Annotated in this window: 16 protein-coding genes and 2 other annotated features; all 16 genes read right to left on the reverse strand. The window is 39.0% G+C overall.

What is annotated here, in order from left to right; genetic code table 11:
- Nucleotides 1-2: 2 nt before the first annotated feature.
- The 16 genes from rplU to NON16_RS01355 all read right to left on the reverse strand — a co-directional run bounded on the left by rplU (nucleotide 3) and on the right by NON16_RS01355 (nucleotide 17804).
- Nucleotides 3-311, reverse strand: a complete 309-nt coding sequence (rplU, locus tag NON16_RS01280; RefSeq protein WP_257346306.1) for a 50S ribosomal protein L21 — start codon at nucleotides 309-311, stop codon at nucleotides 3-5.
- A gap of 12 nt (nucleotides 312-323) precedes the next feature.
- Nucleotides 324-437 (reverse strand) — a sequence feature (ribosomal protein L21 leader region).
- A gap of 48 nt (nucleotides 438-485) precedes the next feature.
- A complete protein-coding gene (locus NON16_RS01285; protein ID WP_257346309.1) occupies nucleotides 486-1964 on the reverse strand; it encodes an Rne/Rng family ribonuclease in 1479 nt (492 codons plus the stop codon).
- Nucleotides 1965-2004: 40 nt separating this feature from the next.
- On the reverse strand, nucleotides 2005-2859 hold the full coding sequence (locus tag NON16_RS01290; RefSeq protein ID WP_257346312.1) for a M50 family metallopeptidase: 855 nt from the start codon (nucleotides 2857-2859) through the stop codon (nucleotides 2005-2007).
- A complete protein-coding gene (locus NON16_RS01295) occupies nucleotides 2856-3599 on the reverse strand; it encodes a peptidoglycan DD-metalloendopeptidase family protein (protein ID WP_257346315.1) in 744 nt (247 codons plus the stop codon). Before NON16_RS01295 ends, NON16_RS01290 begins: the two co-directional genes overlap by 4 nt.
- A gap of 333 nt (nucleotides 3600-3932) precedes the next feature.
- A complete protein-coding gene (gene minD / locus NON16_RS01300) occupies nucleotides 3933-4727 on the reverse strand; it encodes a septum site-determining protein MinD (RefSeq protein ID WP_257346317.1) in 795 nt (264 codons plus the stop codon).
- A gap of 17 nt (nucleotides 4728-4744) precedes the next feature.
- Nucleotides 4745-5437, reverse strand: a complete 693-nt coding sequence (gene minC / locus NON16_RS01305) for a septum site-determining protein MinC (protein WP_257346320.1) — start codon at nucleotides 5435-5437, stop codon at nucleotides 4745-4747.
- Nucleotides 5438-5659: 222 nt separating this feature from the next.
- Nucleotides 5660-6178 carry a rod shape-determining protein MreD gene (gene mreD, locus NON16_RS01310; RefSeq protein ID WP_257346323.1) on the reverse strand — a complete coding sequence of 173 codons (519 nt, stop codon included), beginning with the start codon at nucleotides 6176-6178 and terminating at the stop codon, nucleotides 5660-5662.
- Nucleotides 6175-7065 (reverse strand): rod shape-determining protein MreC, encoded by an 891-nt coding sequence (gene mreC / locus NON16_RS01315; RefSeq protein WP_257346325.1) that lies wholly within the window; start codon nucleotides 7063-7065, stop codon nucleotides 6175-6177. The genes mreD and mreC overlap by 4 nt, the downstream gene beginning before the upstream one ends.
- Before the next feature lie 12 nt (nucleotides 7066-7077).
- A complete protein-coding gene (locus NON16_RS01320; protein WP_257346328.1) occupies nucleotides 7078-8118 on the reverse strand; it encodes a rod shape-determining protein in 1041 nt (346 codons plus the stop codon).
- Between the two features lie 74 nt (nucleotides 8119-8192).
- Complete coding sequence (gene radC, locus NON16_RS01325; RefSeq protein WP_257346639.1) at nucleotides 8193-8876, reverse strand: RadC family protein; 684 nt, start codon at nucleotides 8874-8876, stop codon at nucleotides 8193-8195.
- Nucleotides 8877-8901: 25 nt separating this feature from the next.
- Complete coding sequence (locus NON16_RS01330) at nucleotides 8902-9489, reverse strand: Maf family protein (RefSeq protein WP_257346331.1); 588 nt, start codon at nucleotides 9487-9489, stop codon at nucleotides 8902-8904.
- Nucleotides 9490-9849: 360 nt separating this feature from the next.
- Nucleotides 9850-10908 carry an SPOR domain-containing protein gene (locus tag NON16_RS01335; RefSeq protein WP_257346334.1) on the reverse strand — a complete coding sequence of 353 codons (1059 nt, stop codon included), beginning with the start codon at nucleotides 10906-10908 and terminating at the stop codon, nucleotides 9850-9852.
- 268 nt (nucleotides 10909-11176) lie between these two features.
- Nucleotides 11177-11908: a prepilin peptidase gene (locus tag NON16_RS01340; protein WP_257346337.1), complete on the reverse strand. Its 732-nt coding sequence runs from the start codon at nucleotides 11906-11908 to the stop codon at nucleotides 11177-11179.
- A gap of 62 nt (nucleotides 11909-11970) precedes the next feature.
- On the reverse strand, nucleotides 11971-13665 hold the full coding sequence (locus tag NON16_RS01345) for a sensor domain-containing diguanylate cyclase (RefSeq protein ID WP_257346339.1): 1695 nt from the start codon (nucleotides 13663-13665) through the stop codon (nucleotides 11971-11973).
- Between the two features lie 122 nt (nucleotides 13666-13787).
- Complete coding sequence (locus NON16_RS01350; RefSeq protein WP_257346341.1) at nucleotides 13788-15080, reverse strand: bifunctional folylpolyglutamate synthase/dihydrofolate synthase; 1293 nt, start codon at nucleotides 15078-15080, stop codon at nucleotides 13788-13790.
- 78 nt (nucleotides 15081-15158) lie between these two features.
- Nucleotides 15159-17804 (reverse strand): valine--tRNA ligase, encoded by a 2646-nt coding sequence (locus NON16_RS01355; RefSeq protein WP_257346343.1) that lies wholly within the window; start codon nucleotides 17802-17804, stop codon nucleotides 15159-15161.
- 124 nt (nucleotides 17805-17928) lie between these two features.
- Nucleotides 17929-18162, reverse strand: a binding site (T-box leader).
- Between the last annotated feature and the right edge of the window lie 8 nt (nucleotides 18163-18170).

Genomic DNA, 18170 nt, shown 5'->3' on the forward strand with positions numbered 1-18170 from the left:
AATTATCCGTTGATCTTATCGATAACAACTTGAGTATATGGTTGACGGTGTCCTTGCTTACGGCGATAGTTTTTCTTTGGCTTAAATTTATAAACAACGATCTTCTTACTTCGGCCATTCTGTTCAACTTTAGCCGTTACAGTAGCGCCGTCAACAATCGGGCTTCCTACCTTAACATTGTCTCCGCCTACCATCAATACTCGGTCGAATGTGACAGTTTCACCTGCTTCAGCATTGACTTTTTCAATGTAAAGCTTTTGTCCTTCTTCAACGCGATATTGCTTTCCACCAGCTTCAATAATTGCGTACATCTTGTGCACCTCCTGTTTACTCAGACTCGCCATTACAGGTGTGGGCTTAGAAAGATTTAAACTCACTCTTCTCTGCCCTTTCTTATCAAAAATTTCCTGACCTGATCTGTGCGGTTGGAGCGTGAAGGCTCCAAAAACTAACGAAAGAATCATACCATATTTAATTCAGTATTGTCAATCTTGTAATTTAGAGATTCTTTCTTCAATATCCAAGATTGTTCCAATGTGACGAATTAAATAGGACGTCGTATGCAACTCGCTTTCAACAGTCACAAATAGCTTAGCATTCGTAATATCAGCTAATTTTTCTAACCTCTTATGATCACTTTTTTCTTCAATAAAATGCAACATTGACTGAGAGACTACAACCCAAATTCCGTCTGCATCAATATATTTGTGTTCATGCAATTCCCTCTCTAAAGAATGATAGGCCGCAATCAATGATGTTTGCCTTCCAGTTTCATTACAGCATGGGCAAGCATCTGTAAGCGTCGCACGAAGGCTTTCTCGTACTTTCTTCCGAGTAATTTCCATTAGGCCAAGTGTCGTATATCCATGAGCTTTTGAAGTTACCGGATCTTTACTAAGTTCATCACGCAAACACCGATAGACCTCATGTTGGTGTGATTGATTTTTCATGCGGATAAAGTCTACAAGAATCATCCCACTTATATTTCGGAGTCGTATTTGGTGAGCAACTTCTTTTGCAGCAAAAAGATTTGTCTCCAAGATGGCTTTTTCTCGATCGTGTTTCCCAGTAAACTTTCCTGTATTTACATCAACAACTGTCATAGCTTCCGTTATATCAATAACAATATGGCCACCGTTTTTCAGCCAAACATATGGTTCATTTACCTTCTCCAAAATTGCGTTGATTTGATAATAGGCAAAAATATTCTCGGTTGCTGAGTATAATTGAATATGGCGTTGATAATGGGGAAGCGCCGCCTTTAACTTCTGAAACACCTGAGATTCATCAACTACAATTTCAAATTCTTGCTCACTTGAAATATGTTGGAGAGCACGGTCAACGATGGTATTACCTTCTTTCAAAAGGGAAGGTTTGTTCTCGTTCCTTGCTTGTCTTTGAATGTACTCCCACTCTTTTCGCAATTGTTCAATCTCTAACTTTAATGTATCAATAGAACCGTCGATACTTGATGTTCTCATGATCAAGCCTTCTGTTCCATCTACTATCGTTTCTCCTACACTCCGTATCTTACTTCGGTCGTTTTCAGAAAGCTTTTTCGATACTGCAATATAGTTACCGTATGGTAAATAAACTAAATTTTCTCCAGGTATCGCTATATTTTTCGTCAACAGAGGCCCTTTAGAATGAGAAGCTTCCTTTTTCACCTGGACAATGATCGTCTGTCCTTCTGTCACAAGTTGTGAAATAGGGGTTTCCGGCTTATCCTTTTCTTCCTCAGCAAAGAGGAGGTCTTTGGCATGAATAAACCCATTTTGTCCTGTGCCAATCTTAATAAAGGCAGCCTGCATACCAGGTAAGACCTTCTCCACTTTTCCATAAAAAATGCTTTCTGCTTTTGCTTCTGTATTTGGACGATCAATTAATATTTCAGTTACAAGTCCCGAGTCTATAATCGCAGCCCTTTTTTCAGATGCTATAGTGTTTAAGATAATTTGCTTCAACTTATTTCCTCACTTTTGATGTGGAAGATTTGCTCTTATTTTATCGAAAAAGATCATGAATTGCACACGATACAGCACTATTTTTGAAATAAGCAGAAAGAAGATCTTTTTCTTTACACATATAAGGCGGGGAAGCTTTAACAAGAATGTCATGTTCATAGCCCTTATAAAAGTTTGCAAGAACATGATCCACTCTAAGATTTGGAGGAACAGAAATGACACGTTTTCTTCTGAAAGATTGGGGCAAATTGAACCTCTCCAGAAGAAATCGGAGATGAACATATGATTGATGCTTCCATTCTATATAATGAGCAAAAATCAAAAAGAAAAGAATGACAACTAAGTTTAAATTAAATGGGAACATTGAAATAGAAGCACTAAAAAACAATAGGAGAAACATACATGAAAGTAGTAATGTCCGCCTCTTAGCCTTACGAAACGGCACAAAGAGTGTTACTAATAGAAAGAGAAGTCTACCTCCGTCCAGCGGTAAAATGGGTAACAAATTAAAAAGTAAAATCATCCAGTTTATTGAGATAATCATCTGTAATAAATAGGGGTCCCCCATCCCGTAATTCAATCCAATTGAGGCTGCAGCCAGCATCCAAACATGCTGAAGGGGGCCTGCTAGAATAACTAATAACTCTTCATGATAGGGGCGGTTACCGTACTCATCCATTTCAGCAACACCACCAAATGGAAGCAATTCAATTTTGACAAGCCTCCATTTAAAAAGTGCTGCAGTAAACGCATGTCCAAGTTCATGAATGAATACGATACTAAACAAAATGATTAACTCACGAAAGTGACCGGTTACAATTGCCAATCCGCCTACGAGCCATAGAAGCGGATTTATCTTGATAACGGAAAGAACGTTCAGGGTTGTACTCATCATTCAATAGATAGTACCTTTAAAGGATCTACGAAGCTACCATCGTCCTTTTTAAATGCAAAATAGAATAACCCCGTAGTTGAACCTTCTTCTGAGCTCACTTTCCCTAGGCTCGTTCCGCTATCTATATAGTTATATAATTTAATATCTTTATCAATTTCGTCTAGTTTGCCATACCAAGACTCACTTCCATCAAAGTGTTGTACGACAACTGTTTTTCCAACCTTGTCCTTATCCCCTACAAAAATAACAAATCCTTCTTTTATAGTAGAAACCTCTGTATTCGTCCCTGTTTCAAGAAGAATTCCCTTCCCGTTGTCTTTAAAGGACTGGAGCACCTTTGTATTCGCTGGTAAAGCATACGTTTGTTCTTTTACTTCTCCATTTGTTTTAGAAACTTTATTATCCCCTGGGAAAAGTGCTAATGGTTCTCCGAAAGTATCCTCATACCATCCACTAACTACAGCAAACTTAAATTCCTCTTGGAACACATTGGTCACCTGTTCTTTAATAGGAAGTAGGTTTTCTGATGGATTTTTAAAAATGATTCCGATCACTAGGAACATACAAACCGATGCCATTAAACGGAATAATAAGCCCTGTGACGAAAATAGAGGGTGGCCTCCTCGAGCTCGCTCTGATTCATCACGATATGGACTAAATGTGTTCGTTACCGACTCCTGTTTATGGTTCTGTACCATTCCCTGATAACGTTTCCTTATTTCATCCGCACGATTTTTCATTAAAACCCTTCCTCTGCTCTTAGTTTGTACATTTTATGACTTGTCCCCGCCGTTTATGACACTAAGAGCTCCTGCGAAAAATAGGTTACGAAAAGAGGGAAGCGCATTCTTGAGGTATCATAAAGAAAAATTGGTAACCGCCAAGTTTCAGGCGATTACCTTAGTTCCTCGAAAAAGCAATTACTTCTTTTTCTTCGTGCGATGCAGTGCTCCTGACGTTACAAGCTCGTGCACTAGGCTTTAGTGCAAGCGTGGAGCTAGACCTTACATCTATGCAATAAAACTTTATACTTTCTTATCTATAAAAAGAGAGCTGACTACTGTGAGTCAACTCTATCTCATTCCAAAAAAACTTTTCATCTTTTTTAATAGCCCTTTATCTTGTTGAAGTGACATTAAAGGTACGGATTCACCTAAAATTCGCCTTGCAATATTTCGATAAGCAATTGAAGCTTTAGTATCCGGATTCAGAGCAATTGGCTCTCCACGGTTCGAAGCTCTAATCACATTCTCATCATCAACTACAACACCGATCAGCTCAATCGCTAGAATGGAAACAATCTCATCGACATCAAGGGAATCCCCATTTTCCATCATATGTGCCTTAACACGGTTGACAATCAATTTAGGTGGCTCAATATCTTCTTGTTCGAGTAAACCAATAATACGATCAGCATCCCGAACAGAAGAGGTTTCAGGATTTGTGACTACGATAGACTTGTCTGCTCCTGCTACAGCATTTTTATAACCTTGTTCAATTCCTGCAGGACAATCGATAATCACATAATCATAATCCTGTTTAAGCTCTTGTACAATCTTTTTCATTTGCTCTGGTTCCACATCATGCTTGTCTTTCGTCTGAGCAGCTGGCAGTAGATATAGACACTCAAATCGTTTATCCTTTATTAATGCTTGATGCAACTTGCAACGTCCATGTGCAACATCCACAAGGTCATAAATGATACGATTTTCCAGCCCCATAACAACGTCAAGATTTCGCAGACCTATATCTGTGTCGATCATACAAACCCTTTTACCGAGAAGTGCAAGTGATGTCCCTATGTTTGCAGAAGTGGTAGTTTTACCTACTCCACCTTTTCCGGATGTAATAACGATTGCTTCACCCACAACACATTCCCCTTTCCCTACAGTCGGTTTAAACTGGGTCTTATTTGATGTAATATATGAATTCGATCGAATTTGACCGACATGCTTCCCTCATCAAAAAAAGCGCATTCACCTATAATATCAATCGTCGGATTATCCTTATCGACCTGTACATACTTATCAGCAATACGAACCATGGTCGGATTCATTAAGGAAGCAGTGACGACCGCATCCTTTCTGCCACTATGACCTGCATGTGCCATGCCTTTTAATGCTCCCATTACAAAGATATTCCCTGTAGCCATGACACATCCGCCTGGGTTAACATCCCCGATCAACAAGAGATCTCCTTGAACCTTGAGAACTTGGCCAGAGCGTATGATTCGACTAACAGATGTAATTTCGGTTTCTCGTAATAGCTCATCTGCCTTTTCTTTCGTGATTACTTCAGAGTCGATTTCATCTACAAGTAAATGCTTTTTTTGATAGACAAGTTTTCTTAGAATGTCTTTTTGATTGTCTGATAAATATCGTTTCCCGACTTTAACGTTAACAGATAACTTTTGGGTTTCAGATGTGGTATCATCTGCGGGCGTCCGTATCAATTTTGCTTCGAGCTCCGATAACAATTGATCAAATGAACACTTGTCATCAAGGTGTAGAATCAATCCTTCTTTTGTCCCTTTTATCGTAACGAAATGTGGGGTATTTTGTTTTTGCTTCTGCGCCATTGCCCTGTTCACCTCAACATACACAAATTCGACAAAACCTTTAGGGAATCCTTTATTCACGAGTTAAGAAAATTGCGATTGTCCAGCTCCAGTGCACAGGAGCTCAAGATCGCCTCGATTCTTCCACAAACATATAGAGCATGTTATGTTGCAGAATCTCCAGCGCTTTCACTCACAAGTACAAGTACAACTAAATTACCGCTTTGAGAGCTTGGTGGTTTCTTAATTTTCTTGTAAGCCCGCTGAAAGGTCGAGTAACCACTTTCGAAGTGGATAATAAACAATCACAACAAACACGCCGTTTAGCAGTAATGTAGGTAAATAACGTTGGTATATAAACGTTTCCCAGGCAACTTCTGCAATACCAATTAAGCTGTACAATCCATACACCATAATTTCAAAGGTCGATAACCCGATTAACATAATAAATAAAGTAACAAATATGTTTCCATGAAAAAAACGAGCGATAAATGCAGTAATATAAGCTGTTAACCCCATTGAGAACATATAAACCCCTATCAAATCGGTATAAATGAGATCATATAACAACCCAAAGACCATTCCGTACACGACCCCGCGAGTAGGGGAGAGGTATATGGCAATAAAACCGATCATAATCATGACAAGACGTGGAATTAATACCGTATCGTTGTCCATGTGCTGGGGAGTAAATACTTGCATCACTGTACTTTCAATAATAAAAAGCAGATATGTAAGAAAGGGAAGAAGAAAACGAATCATGATGCTTCTTCCTCCTCCACAGGCTTATCTTCATACTCTACGTTTACTTCCTGCATCGATCGGTCAACAACCATTAAATGATGGATATCATATAAATCGGCTGCAGGTTCAATGTAAGCAGTCTGAGTTGGTTCAACCTTATCTGGTTCAACTTTAACTACTTTACCAATCTCTAAACCTTTCGGAAAAATTCCGCCTAATCCGGAGGTCGTAACTGTTTGACCTTTTTTTAACTCTTGATCAATCGGTATCATCTTCATCAATAAAACCTTTTGTTTCTGATCATACCCTTGTATTAATCCAAAAACAGGACCTTTCTCTCCTTGTACTACTGCAGAAATACGATTAGACGGATCATGACTACTTATCAATTCAATAGATGAATGAAATGGTGAAACCTTGTCCACCTTCCCTATTAAACCATCCGCGGAAATTACGGCCATATCTGGTTTGATTCCTGATTGATGTCCTTTATTTATTTTGACAGTTTGGTACCAACGGTCAGGAGAACGTCCAACAACAGTAGCTTGCCAAACCTTATAATCAGTTAGTGCTTCCTTTTTGTCTAAAGATTTTCTTAATGTTTCATTTTCTCTTTTCAAGTCTTTTACTCGGCTGGCAAGGAGATCGTAATCATTCAATTGCAGCTTTAATACCTTATTTTGTTCGTATATATCCTTCATTTCAATGACAGTCTCAAAGAAACCCGCTACAAAGTGTGCGGGTTTATAGAAAACCGTTTGTGTCCAGCCGACAGCATCATGTAGAAATTGTTCTGGCCACGTTATGTTTTCTCTTTCCTTCATCGAAAAACCAATTAGGGCAACTAGAACAATCATGCTTGCAAGCAGGATGATAAGCCGTTTATTTGAGAAGAATTGCGGCACGATTCACACCTCTTACAATTTTGATTTCGAGCGGCCGCCAAATCCCGGTTTGTTTCTAAATTGATGATAATTTTCGATGGCTCGACCTGTACCAATCGCAACACAATCTAATGCATTTTCCGCTACGATAACTGGCATTTTTGTTTCTTCACTGATAATCCTGTCCAAATTACGAAGAAGTGCGCCTCCTCCAGTTAAAACAATACCACGATCCATAATATCTGCAGCAAGCTCTGGTGGTGTTTTCTCGAGAGCGAGCTTTACGCCGTCCATGATTGTATCAACAGTATCTTTAAGGGCTCCAGCAACTTCTTCACCTGTAATCGTGATCGTTTTCGGGAGACCTGTTAGGAGATCACGTCCCCGAATGTCCATTTCTTCCATACCATCTGAAATGTCTGCAGAACCAATATCCAGCTTTATTGTTTCAGCGGTACGCTCACCGATAATAACATTATACGTTTTCTTAACATATTGAATAATCGCATCGTCCATTTCATCTCCAGCGATACGGATTGACTGCTTTTCAACAATACCACCAAGAGAAATGATTGCAACTTCCGTCGTTCCCCCACCGATATCAACTACCATACTACCAGTTGGTTCCCAAACAGGTAGATCCGCACCAATCGCAGCTGCCAATGGTTCCTCGATCGTTTCAACCTCACGTGCACCTGCTTGTTTTGTCGCTTCCTTAACAGCACGTTCTTCAACAGCTGTAATTCCCGAAGGAACGCAGACCATGACAAATGGTTTACGAGAAAAAACAGAACGATTTTTCTGTGCCTGTTGAATATAATATTTCATCATTGTCGCTGTTGTATCGTAATCAGCAATAACACCGTCTTTCATCGGACGTCTAGCAACAATATTACCTGGAGTACGACCGATCATATTTTTTGCAGCATTCCCGACGGCTTCTATACTTGCACTTTGTGTGTTTATTGCAACAACAGAAGGTTCTCGTACAACAACACCCTTGCCTTTCACATAAACCAGCGTGTTCGCTGTTCCTAAATCAATACCCATATCTCTTGAAAATCCACCAAACATTTATGTAAATCTCCCTTCATTACTAGCAAAACTCATAAATTTGATTATACTCCAATCCGTAAGGATTGAACAGTCTAAACGTAGCCTTTTTCTTTAAGACTGACGAATTTTTGATCCCCTATAATAATGTGATCGAGGAGATCGATCCCAATAATTTTCCCGCACTCAGTAAGGCGTTGAGTAACGTCAATATCTTCACGACTAGGGTTTGGGTCCCCACTCGGATGATTATGAAAACATATAATGGATGCAGCAGATCGCCGCATCGCTTCTTTAAATACTTCCCTTGGGTGAACGATGGAGGCATTCAAACTCCCAATAAACACCGTTTTTTTGTGCAAAACTTGGTTCTTCGTATTTAAATAAATACACACAAAATGCTCTTGTGATAAGAATCGCATTTCGTCCATAACATATTTTGCACCGTCTTCAGGCGAACGGATCACATATCGTTCCTCAATTTTAAGTTGATTCACTCGTTTTCCAAGTTCTAAAGAAGCAAGAATTTCAACAGCTTTCGCATTTCCGATACCTTTAACCGATGTTAGCTCATCGATGGTCGCATCTTTTAATAGGTTCAATCCTTCGAATCGACCTATCAATTTCTGAGAAAGCTGCAGGACCGACTCTTGTTTTGTTCCAGAACGCAGCAAAATTGCAAGCAACTCTTGATTTGACAAGGCATGCGCACCTTCTTTAAGCATACGCTCTCTTGGTCTCTCGTTCAATGGAAAATCACGGATTGTTAGGGGTTTCATTCCCAAGCTGGCATCCTCCTTCGGATCATTTCCGTGACTGACTAAGATCTTGGGTAATTCCGTAAGGTTTAAGCTCACGGACTGTTCTTGCAATAGGTAAACCAACCACATTGTAATAGTCGCCGAAAATGGCTTTTACGAGGGTTGAACCTAAACCTTGTATTCCATAGCCACCAGCTTTATCCATGCTTTCACCTGTACGGACATAAGATTCGATTTCGTTGTCAGTAAGTTTCCAAAATGTAACCTCTGTCTTCTCATGAAAGATCGTTTCTTGATCGTTATAGACAATGGCTACTCCGGTAAATACAGCGTGCTTATTCCCAGATAACCTATGAATCATGTCGATCGCATCTTGTTCCGTTTTTGGTTTTCCAAATATTTGTCCATTCAGTGCCACAACAGTATCAGCCCCAAGTACAACCGACTTCTGGTTGATTGATTGGATATCTCTAGCCTTTCTCAACGCCAGTTCTTCTACGACCTGATCTGGGGATTTTATACCTGTTATCTTTTCGTGAACGGAACTTTTTTGAATGGTAAATGGAAGGTGGGCAATTTCGAGTAATTCTTTTCGCCGAGGTGATCCTGAGGCTAAAATGAGGTCGTTCATACAATCATCCTTTACAATATAGGGTAGAGGTGATGATTGTCATTTCACTCAGTGATGAAGGGATTATATTCAGAATAGCAAACCCCATCTAATTAGACAATCTATTTTTACACGTTAAGAAAGTATAAAAATACTTTCTATAGTATAAGCGCAACTAAAGCTCAGCCGGCGCCAAAGGCTTGGCTTTGCCAAGTTTTCTTTACACGTTAGACTACACCCTCCACTCTTATCGTTCGTCAATCAGAATTATTTTATGACTATTCATGTCGATAAAACAGGGATTTGTCAAAAATTAATTAATTATGGAATTCTAAAAACCTGAGTGGAGTACAAGTCATCTCCAATCAGGTTTTATTAAAGTTAACCTCCATTAAGTTCGAACACCAATTGTTGATAAGCGTTAAAAACCTCAAGTAAACCTTGTTGATAATTCCATGATGAATCAGCTTTATCAGGAAGTGTCGCCAATGTATTCACGAATGCAACTGCCTTCTCTTGGTTTTTATTTGGTGATTTTTCGATAGATTGAAGAGCTTTCTTCTCCCATGTATTAATTTTACCCGTTGTTTTGTTTATATTTGACGTGTTTGCACTTATCAAGTCTTCAAATAACTCTTTTCCTTCGATTATCCAGCCTAGATCTTTATTTTCTGGAACTGAAACTTGATTTGCGTTGATTGACCATTTCTTAGGATATGCATCCGGTACTAATGTTTTGTAATCGTTTGCGAGTTCACGCGCCACATCCATCGTTGGGGCAATACCGATAAATACTCTATTTTCTTTTAGGGCCTTGACAGCAGCAAATCCATTTGTCTGAACAGTGTTCATCATTTCTTCAGCATTTGCCTCACTCGAAAATACGCCTCCTTGCACGATATAAGTTTGCAAAGATAAATCGAGTGTTACCGTCTTTTCTTTAGATTTATTGGTTTCGTCGCTAGCCGCTTTATCTGATCCAGTTCCTATCGCAGAAGAATCTACAGGTGATGCAATTGGATTTTGTGGTTGAAATTCTTGTCCTGTGAAGATCATAAGAACAATTAACCCTATTAAACCACCTACCAGAACAGCCCCTAAAATAGGCATGATTATTTTTTGGGGAATATGATTAAAAACACTAGGACCCCGATTTGAGTTTTGAAAAGGATTTCGTTTTTTCTTACGGTGTATCGGTAACCCTGGTGTTTTTTCACTATTGTATTCAGAAACGTATCCGTGATCGTTCTTAGCATACTGTCGCTCTGAAAAATGGATGACGTTGGAGGACTTATAATCTTCAGGTAGTACCCACTGAAAAGGCTCATCTTTCGAATCTTTGTCGAGTGACGCTGCAATTTCCATGTCTTTTTTGATTTCCAAAACAGGCTTGTCCTTGCCGTTGACTGTAACTTTTATTCGTTTCTGTTCTTCTTGCACCGACATCAACTCCTTCTATACACTCTCTAAATTCCTATGATAAAATGCTAGTCATTAGAACAATTACTAGAGTAGCAAGGTATTAAATATGCTCCATTAGAGTGAATATAACACGAAGAAATTAAAAAAGAACAAGACAAATGTCGTCTCGCTCTTAAAAGGTTTCGTTAAAAAATGACATTATCAAAAAAACTACACTACCTCCAGGAAATTTCTCATCTAGACGTGCTTTCCTGCGTGATGCCAGAAATGAAAGCTACCTAACGTGTCAAAAATATAATCGCCAAATCTGCTCTCCCCAAAAAAGTACAATAATCGCAGCAGTTACGATAAAAGGACCAAATGGGATATGTTGCTTCCGTTGAACCTTCCTTAAAAGGAGCATACTCACACCAAATATCGACCCAACCAACGACGCCAGAAACAGCACCAAAAATATGTCTATCCATCCAAACATGAGTCCGAGAACAGCGAATAGCTTAATATCTCCACCACCCATACCACCTCTACTTAATATGGCGAAGAGTAATAATAAACCAAATCCAAGTAAAGCACCAAGCCAAGCACCCCACCAAGGAGTTGTTGGAACCCAGACACGATATAGGATGAAACTGATCGCAAACACAATCAATACCCTGTCAGGGATAATCAAATAGCTAATATCCGTTACAAATACAATCATCAGTAAGGATATTAGAAGAATGGCTCCGAATAAAGCAAAAGGAGATTCAAATTGAATATAGCTGTATGCAAACAAAATACCAGTTAGGCCTTCAATCGTTGGATAAATGAACGAAATTTCACGGCCGCAATACCGACACTTTCCATATGTGAATATGTATGAAACAACTGGCACTAAATCGATTACCTTTAACGATGTTTGACAGTTGGTACAATGTGATCCCGGCCAAATTAACGATTCTTTTTTAGGTACCCTTAGCCCTACTACATTAAAGAAAGAACCCATAATTAAACCAAACAAAAAGAAAAGAATATACATAAATCAACCTACCCTGAAAAATTATGTTTCTGGAACGTTCATATTGCGATCGGAATAGCAACCTATTGGTAAATGGCGACTTTATTTCGCCCCTGCTGTTTTGCCCCTGTGTACATGGCGCGATCGGCATTCCGAATAAGTGATAATGGATCCTCTCCTTGTACTGGTGCAGTGGCAACACCAATGCTTACAGTCAAAGATATTTTTTCTTTATGGAAATTATCTAAGTCATTCGATATAGAAAACTCTGTTCGGGATATTTCATCCCTAACCAACTCTGCTAATCCCAATGATTCGAACTGCACACAATCCGGTAAAAGAATAACAAATTCTTCTCCGCCGTACCTCGCTACGGTACCTTGAGCGCCAATAATTTCAATAAGGCGTTCTGCTATCTGACACAACACAGCATTACCTGATTGATGCCCATACCTATCATTCACATTTTTAAAATGGTCAATATCTAAGAGGATAAGTGAGAAAGGATTGGTTGAAGTTGTATAATGCTTGTACATTTCATAGAGTTTATCTTCAAAGTAACGGTAATTGTAAAGGTTCGTAAGGTGACATCGTTCACTTTTCTGCTTGGTCATTTCATAATTTTTCGCTTTATCGACTGCGACAGCAAGGTAATTTGAAAGGATTTCAAGAATCATAAGGTGAGGTTTTTCATAGGCCATTTTCCGCCTTGATGCCAGCGTAATTACACCGACTACTTCTTGGTTTCGAATCATCGGTACTGAAACGACTGATTCAGCATCTACTGGCAGGAATCCGTTCGCATATTTGCGCCATTGGTGCTGCCCTTCAAATCTAAGACTCTGTCCACTTTCCCAAACCTTTCCACTTATTCCTTGGCCTTTGGATACAAACAGTTGGTCTACGTGATTCATTTGGTCAGATTCAAATTTACGTATGATTTTTAATTTTGACTGACCTTTAACATCAAGTATGTAAGCAATGTCTACCTTTAGCATCTTCGTAATTCGTTGCAAAAATATATCCATCGTTTCATCAACGAGTAGGCTTTCTGTCAATTCCTGACCAATTTTATTTGTAGATTTAAGCAAGTGATTAATCTTCTGGCTCGAATGATACATATTCATAATAAGGGAGACGATTACAAATGGGATTCCAACAAAGAGGATGGCAGATGTACCTAATTGAGAGTACAAAATATAGAACGTAATACTAATTGGTAGAATAGCTGCTTCCATTAGTACTTCCCACAGAAAATCCTTAGCAAATAACACACCTCCTTCTTTATAAAAGTTTCGTTTTAATAAATGAAGGATTACATTGTTTATTACAAGGCCTGTTATCGCATAACCAATGACCGGAATGATCTGGGGATATTCATTTGCCGCAAGCCCACCCACTTCCCCACCTAGTAAATAATAAACAAGGGCCGAGGATGAGGAAACAACCATAAACATAAGAGAACTTGTCCCATAACGATAGAGTGGATACTTTAAATACCATAACGATACCAATATTGTTAATTGGACCATTATTAACTCAACTAGAAGACCAAAATGAAGAAAGATGGCTAGAGATATACCTTGGATTAGCGATATATTCGTTCCTCTAACTTGAATCGGAAATAGAGATACGACGAGCATTAGTAATAACATTACTGAAAGATCCAGCCAATAGCCTTCTAGGGAGGGGGCAGAAAACGTAAGAAAAGCCCATAGAACCATTGACCACATTAATAGACATATAAATCCGACCCATCGTTTTGCGCTTTTGGTCATCCCTACCCCTCCCTACTGAATATTTAGAACTAGTTTTATTTGAGTCTAACGTACTATTTTAATCGTTAAAGATATTTTATCAAATATTTTAAAAATTGTAATTATAAATTTAAATTATTTTTTTACTTTTTCATATAAACTCGAACCGAAGAGATGAAATAGAGCGATCCAGTAATAAGAAGAACATCATTTCCATCCATCTGCTTCCTTTCATTTTTAATCGCGATTTGAAAATTCTCTTCTAGGTCCTTTTGATCAAATCGGCACTTATTATACAAATTCTTTGCGGTGCTTGCTCTAGGAAAATCGAACGAGGTAAACATTATATGATCAATGGAGTCGTACAAGACTGAAAGCATTTCATCGACTGGTTTATCGGAAAGTGCACTGAAAATGAGCCGTTTGCGGTGATTAGGAAAATGGCTATTCATCGTCTGCTTTAGGCTTTCTATTCCCTCTTTATTGTGGGCTCCATCAAGAATAATTAAAGGGTGGTCACTGATTTTCTCAAACCGGCCGGGCCATTTTGCTTTAAAAAGGCCATCGTAAATATGTTGTGGTCGGATCTGATAATCACACTTATCTTTTAATATCTCTAGCATCATTATAGCCATCGAAGCGTTCTTTACTTGATGCTCGCCTTGCATTCCAACAATAACCTTTTCATAAATTCTTGTTGGTGTTTTCAAAGAAAATTGTTCTCCTTCTATTAACGTCTGATGTTCCATAATTGTGTAGTCTTTGTTTAAAAATGAAATAGGGATGTTCAATCCCTCTGCTCGCTTTTTGATCACCTCTAATGCTTCATTTTGTTCGACTCCTGTCACTAACGGTATATCTTGTTTGGTGATTCCAGATTTTTCGTAAGCAATTTGCCTAAGTGTTGAACCGAGAATAGCAGTATGATCAAATCCAATATTCGTTATTCCAGTAAGCATAGGTGTGATCACATTTGTGGAATCTAGCCTCCCTCCAAGTCCAGTTTCGAACAGAACAATATCAAGCTCTACATAGCTTGCAAAATAAACAATCGCGATAATTGTAACAACTTCAAACTCAGTAGGGGTACCAAGATCTGTTTCAGCAATTTTTTCAGTAATGGGTCTTACTTCATTCGCAACCTTAATGAGGTCGTTATCTGAGATGGGAAGTCCATTCACTGAGATTCTCTCGTTAAATTGTTCTATATACGGGGAAGTAAAAGTTCCTACTTGATAACCGGATTCTTGTAAAGCACATCGCATATAAGTTAGTGTCGATCCTTTCCCATTGGTTCCTGCGATATGTACACTTTTCAATGATCTCTCTGGATGTCCTAATTCCTCAAGCATTTGTTCCATTCTAAGCAAACCTGGCTTCATCCCAAATGCCAACAGTTCATGAATCCAATGTAATGTTTCTTCATACGTTTTCATATCTAGTTCTCCTTGTATCGAATTATTCATAATGTCGTGAAAAAGGCGAATCACTATGATCCGCCTTTTAAACGTCTATTAGTCCTTTAATTCATTGATTCGCCCTTGAACTTTTTGACGGTTTTCAAGGTAGGTCTTCTCTTTTGCACGCTCTTCTTCTACTACCTTTTCAGGTGCCTTCTTTATAAACCCTTCGTTATTTAACTTCTTTTGGACTCTTTCTACCTCTGCATCCCATTTCGAGTGTTCTTTTTCTAACCGGTTGATTTCCTCATCGATATCAATGAGACCTTCTAACGGAAGAAAGATTTCAACTCTGCTTAATACCGAGGTCATAGCTTTCTCAGGTGCTTCTATATCAATACCGATTTTGAGTGGTTCTGGGTTACAGAAGCGGTCTAAATAAGTTCCATTCCGTTCAAGCTGATCAAGTGTTTTGGTATTATGCGGTTTAAGTTGAATTTCAATTGGTTTGCTTGGTGGTACGTTCATCTCTGATCGAGTATTCCGAACAGAGCGGATGATTTCCGTCAGCAGTTTCATGTCTTTTGCTGATTCCTCGAAGTGTAAATCCTCTCTTTTTTCGGGCCAAGAGGCAATTGTGATTGACTGACCTTTATGAGGAATGTGTTGCCAGATTTCCTCTGTGATAAACGGCATAAACGGATGTAACAGTCTTAATGTTTGATCAAGAACATAAGCGAGAACAGATCGGGTTGTTTTCTTTTGTTGCTCGTCCTCACCGTACAATGGAAGTTTCGCCATTTCGATATACCAATCGCAAAAGTCATCCCAGATAAAAGTGTATAAGGTACGACCAACTTCACCGAATTCATACATATCAATTTGCTTAGTTACCGATTCAATTGTTTCGTTTAGACGTGTTAGTATCCATTTATCTGCTAACGTCTTCTCTCCTGAAAGATCAATCTCATCGTAGGACATCTCTTCCATATTCATTAGAGCAAAGCGTGATGCATTCCAAATTTTGTTTCCAAAGTTCCAAGTCGACTCTACCTTTTCCCAATAAAAGCGTAAATCATTTCCTGGAGAACTTCCCGTAGAGAGGAAAAATCGCAATGAGTCAGCACCATATTTATCAATTACGTCCATTGGGTCAACACCATTACCAAGGGACTTACTCATTTTGCGACCCTCACCATCCCTAACTAAACCATGAATCAAAACATCCTTAAACGGACGTTCTCCTGTAAACTCTAATCCTTGGAAAATCATTCGTGCTACCCAGAAAAAGATAATATCATATCCGGTAATAAGTACATCTGTGGAATAATAACGCTTGAAATCCTCAGCTGATTCATCTGGCCAGCCCATCGTTGAAAATGGCCACAAAGCTGAGCTAAACCACGTATCGAGTACATCTTCATCCTGTTTCCAGTTTTCTACATCCTCTGGTGCTGTAAGACCTACGTACAACTCACCCGTTTCTTTATGATGCCAAGCAGGAATACGGTGCCCCCACCAGAGCTGTCTGCTAATGCACCAATCACGAATGTTTTCAATCCATCGTAAATACGTTTTTTCAAAGCGATCAGGAACAAAATCAACTTTACGCTCATCTGACTGTTGTAACTGAATGGCTTCTTTCGCGAGTGGCTGCATTTTTACGAACCATTGAGTAGATAAATATGGCTCTACTACTGCACCGCTTCGTTCAGAATGTCCAACTGAGTGCATGTGTTCTTCAATCTTGAAAAGAACACCTTGATCCTGTAAGTCTTTAACGATTTGCTTCCTGCATTCAAAACGGTCCATACCATTGTAAGAACCCGCTTGCTCATTCATTGATCCGTCTTCATTCATAACTAGAACACGTTCTAAATTATGACGGTTCCCTACCTCAAAGTCATTTGGGTCATGAGCAGGAGTAATTTTAACTGCACCGGAACCAAATTCCATTTCAACATAATCGTCAGCAATGATTTCGATTTCCCGGTTAACGATAGGTAGTATAACCTTTTTACCAATTAAATGCTGATATCGTTCATCTTTAGGATGAACGGCAACTGCAGTATCCCCTAGCATTGTTTCTGGTCGGGTTGTTGCAATTTCGATGTGTCCACTGCCATCAACGAGCGGATATTTCATGTGATAAAAGGCACCTTGTACATCCTTATAAATAACTTCAATGTCTGAGAGTGCTGTTTTTGTTTGCGGATCCCAGTTGATAATATATTCTCCACGATAGACCAAATCTTTTTCGTATAGTGAAACAAAAACTTTTTTAACTGCATCAGAAAGGCCTTCATCCAGGGTAAAGCGTTCTCTGGAGTAATCGAGTGACAGTCCTATTTTAGACCATTGTTTACGTATAAACGCTGCATACTCATGCTTCCATTCCCATGACTTTTCGAGGAACTTTTCACGGCCAAGATCATATCGATTCGTCCCTTCTTCACGAAGCTTGCCTTCTACCTTTGTTTGGGTAGCAATTCCAGCGTGATCCATTCCCGGAAGCCATAATGCATCATATCCTTGCATCCGTTTTGTTCGAATTAGAATATCTTGTAATGTGGTATCCCACGCGTGACCAAGATGAAGCCTCCCTGTAACGTTTGGTGGGGGAATTACGATTGTATACGGCGTTTTTTTCTCATCACCAGTCGCTTCGAAAAATTTACCATCCAACCAATATTGATACCATTTTTCTTCAGTTTTTTTTGGGTCATACTTTGTCGGCATTGAAACCTCTTTTTTTGACATGAATACTCCTCCTTTTTATATTTTCCTTAAAAAACTTTGTTATTTTTTAGGCGCTAAAAACTCGTGTATTTTTTAGGTTCTAAAAAACTTGTTATTTTTTGGAACAAAAAAAACTCCCCCATCCTCAAAGGACGAAAAAGTTCGCGGTACCACCTTTGTTTACAGTTTCATACGAAAAATGCAACTGCACACTTGATTATGGATAACGGCATCTAATCCGACTTCTCCTACTCTTACTAAACATTCAGAGAAGTTGCTCAAGGGTGACCTTCAACTGCTACCTCCTGAGAAATCTTTCAGCTAATGATTTCTCTCTCTTTAGGTTTTACAATCTACTCTTCCCTATCTTCGCTACATATTAATTTA

The organism is Pseudalkalibacillus decolorationis, assembly GCF_024609785.1.
GTDB classification, from domain to species: Bacteria; Bacillota; Bacilli; order Bacillales; family Fictibacillaceae; genus Pseudalkalibacillus; species Pseudalkalibacillus decolorationis.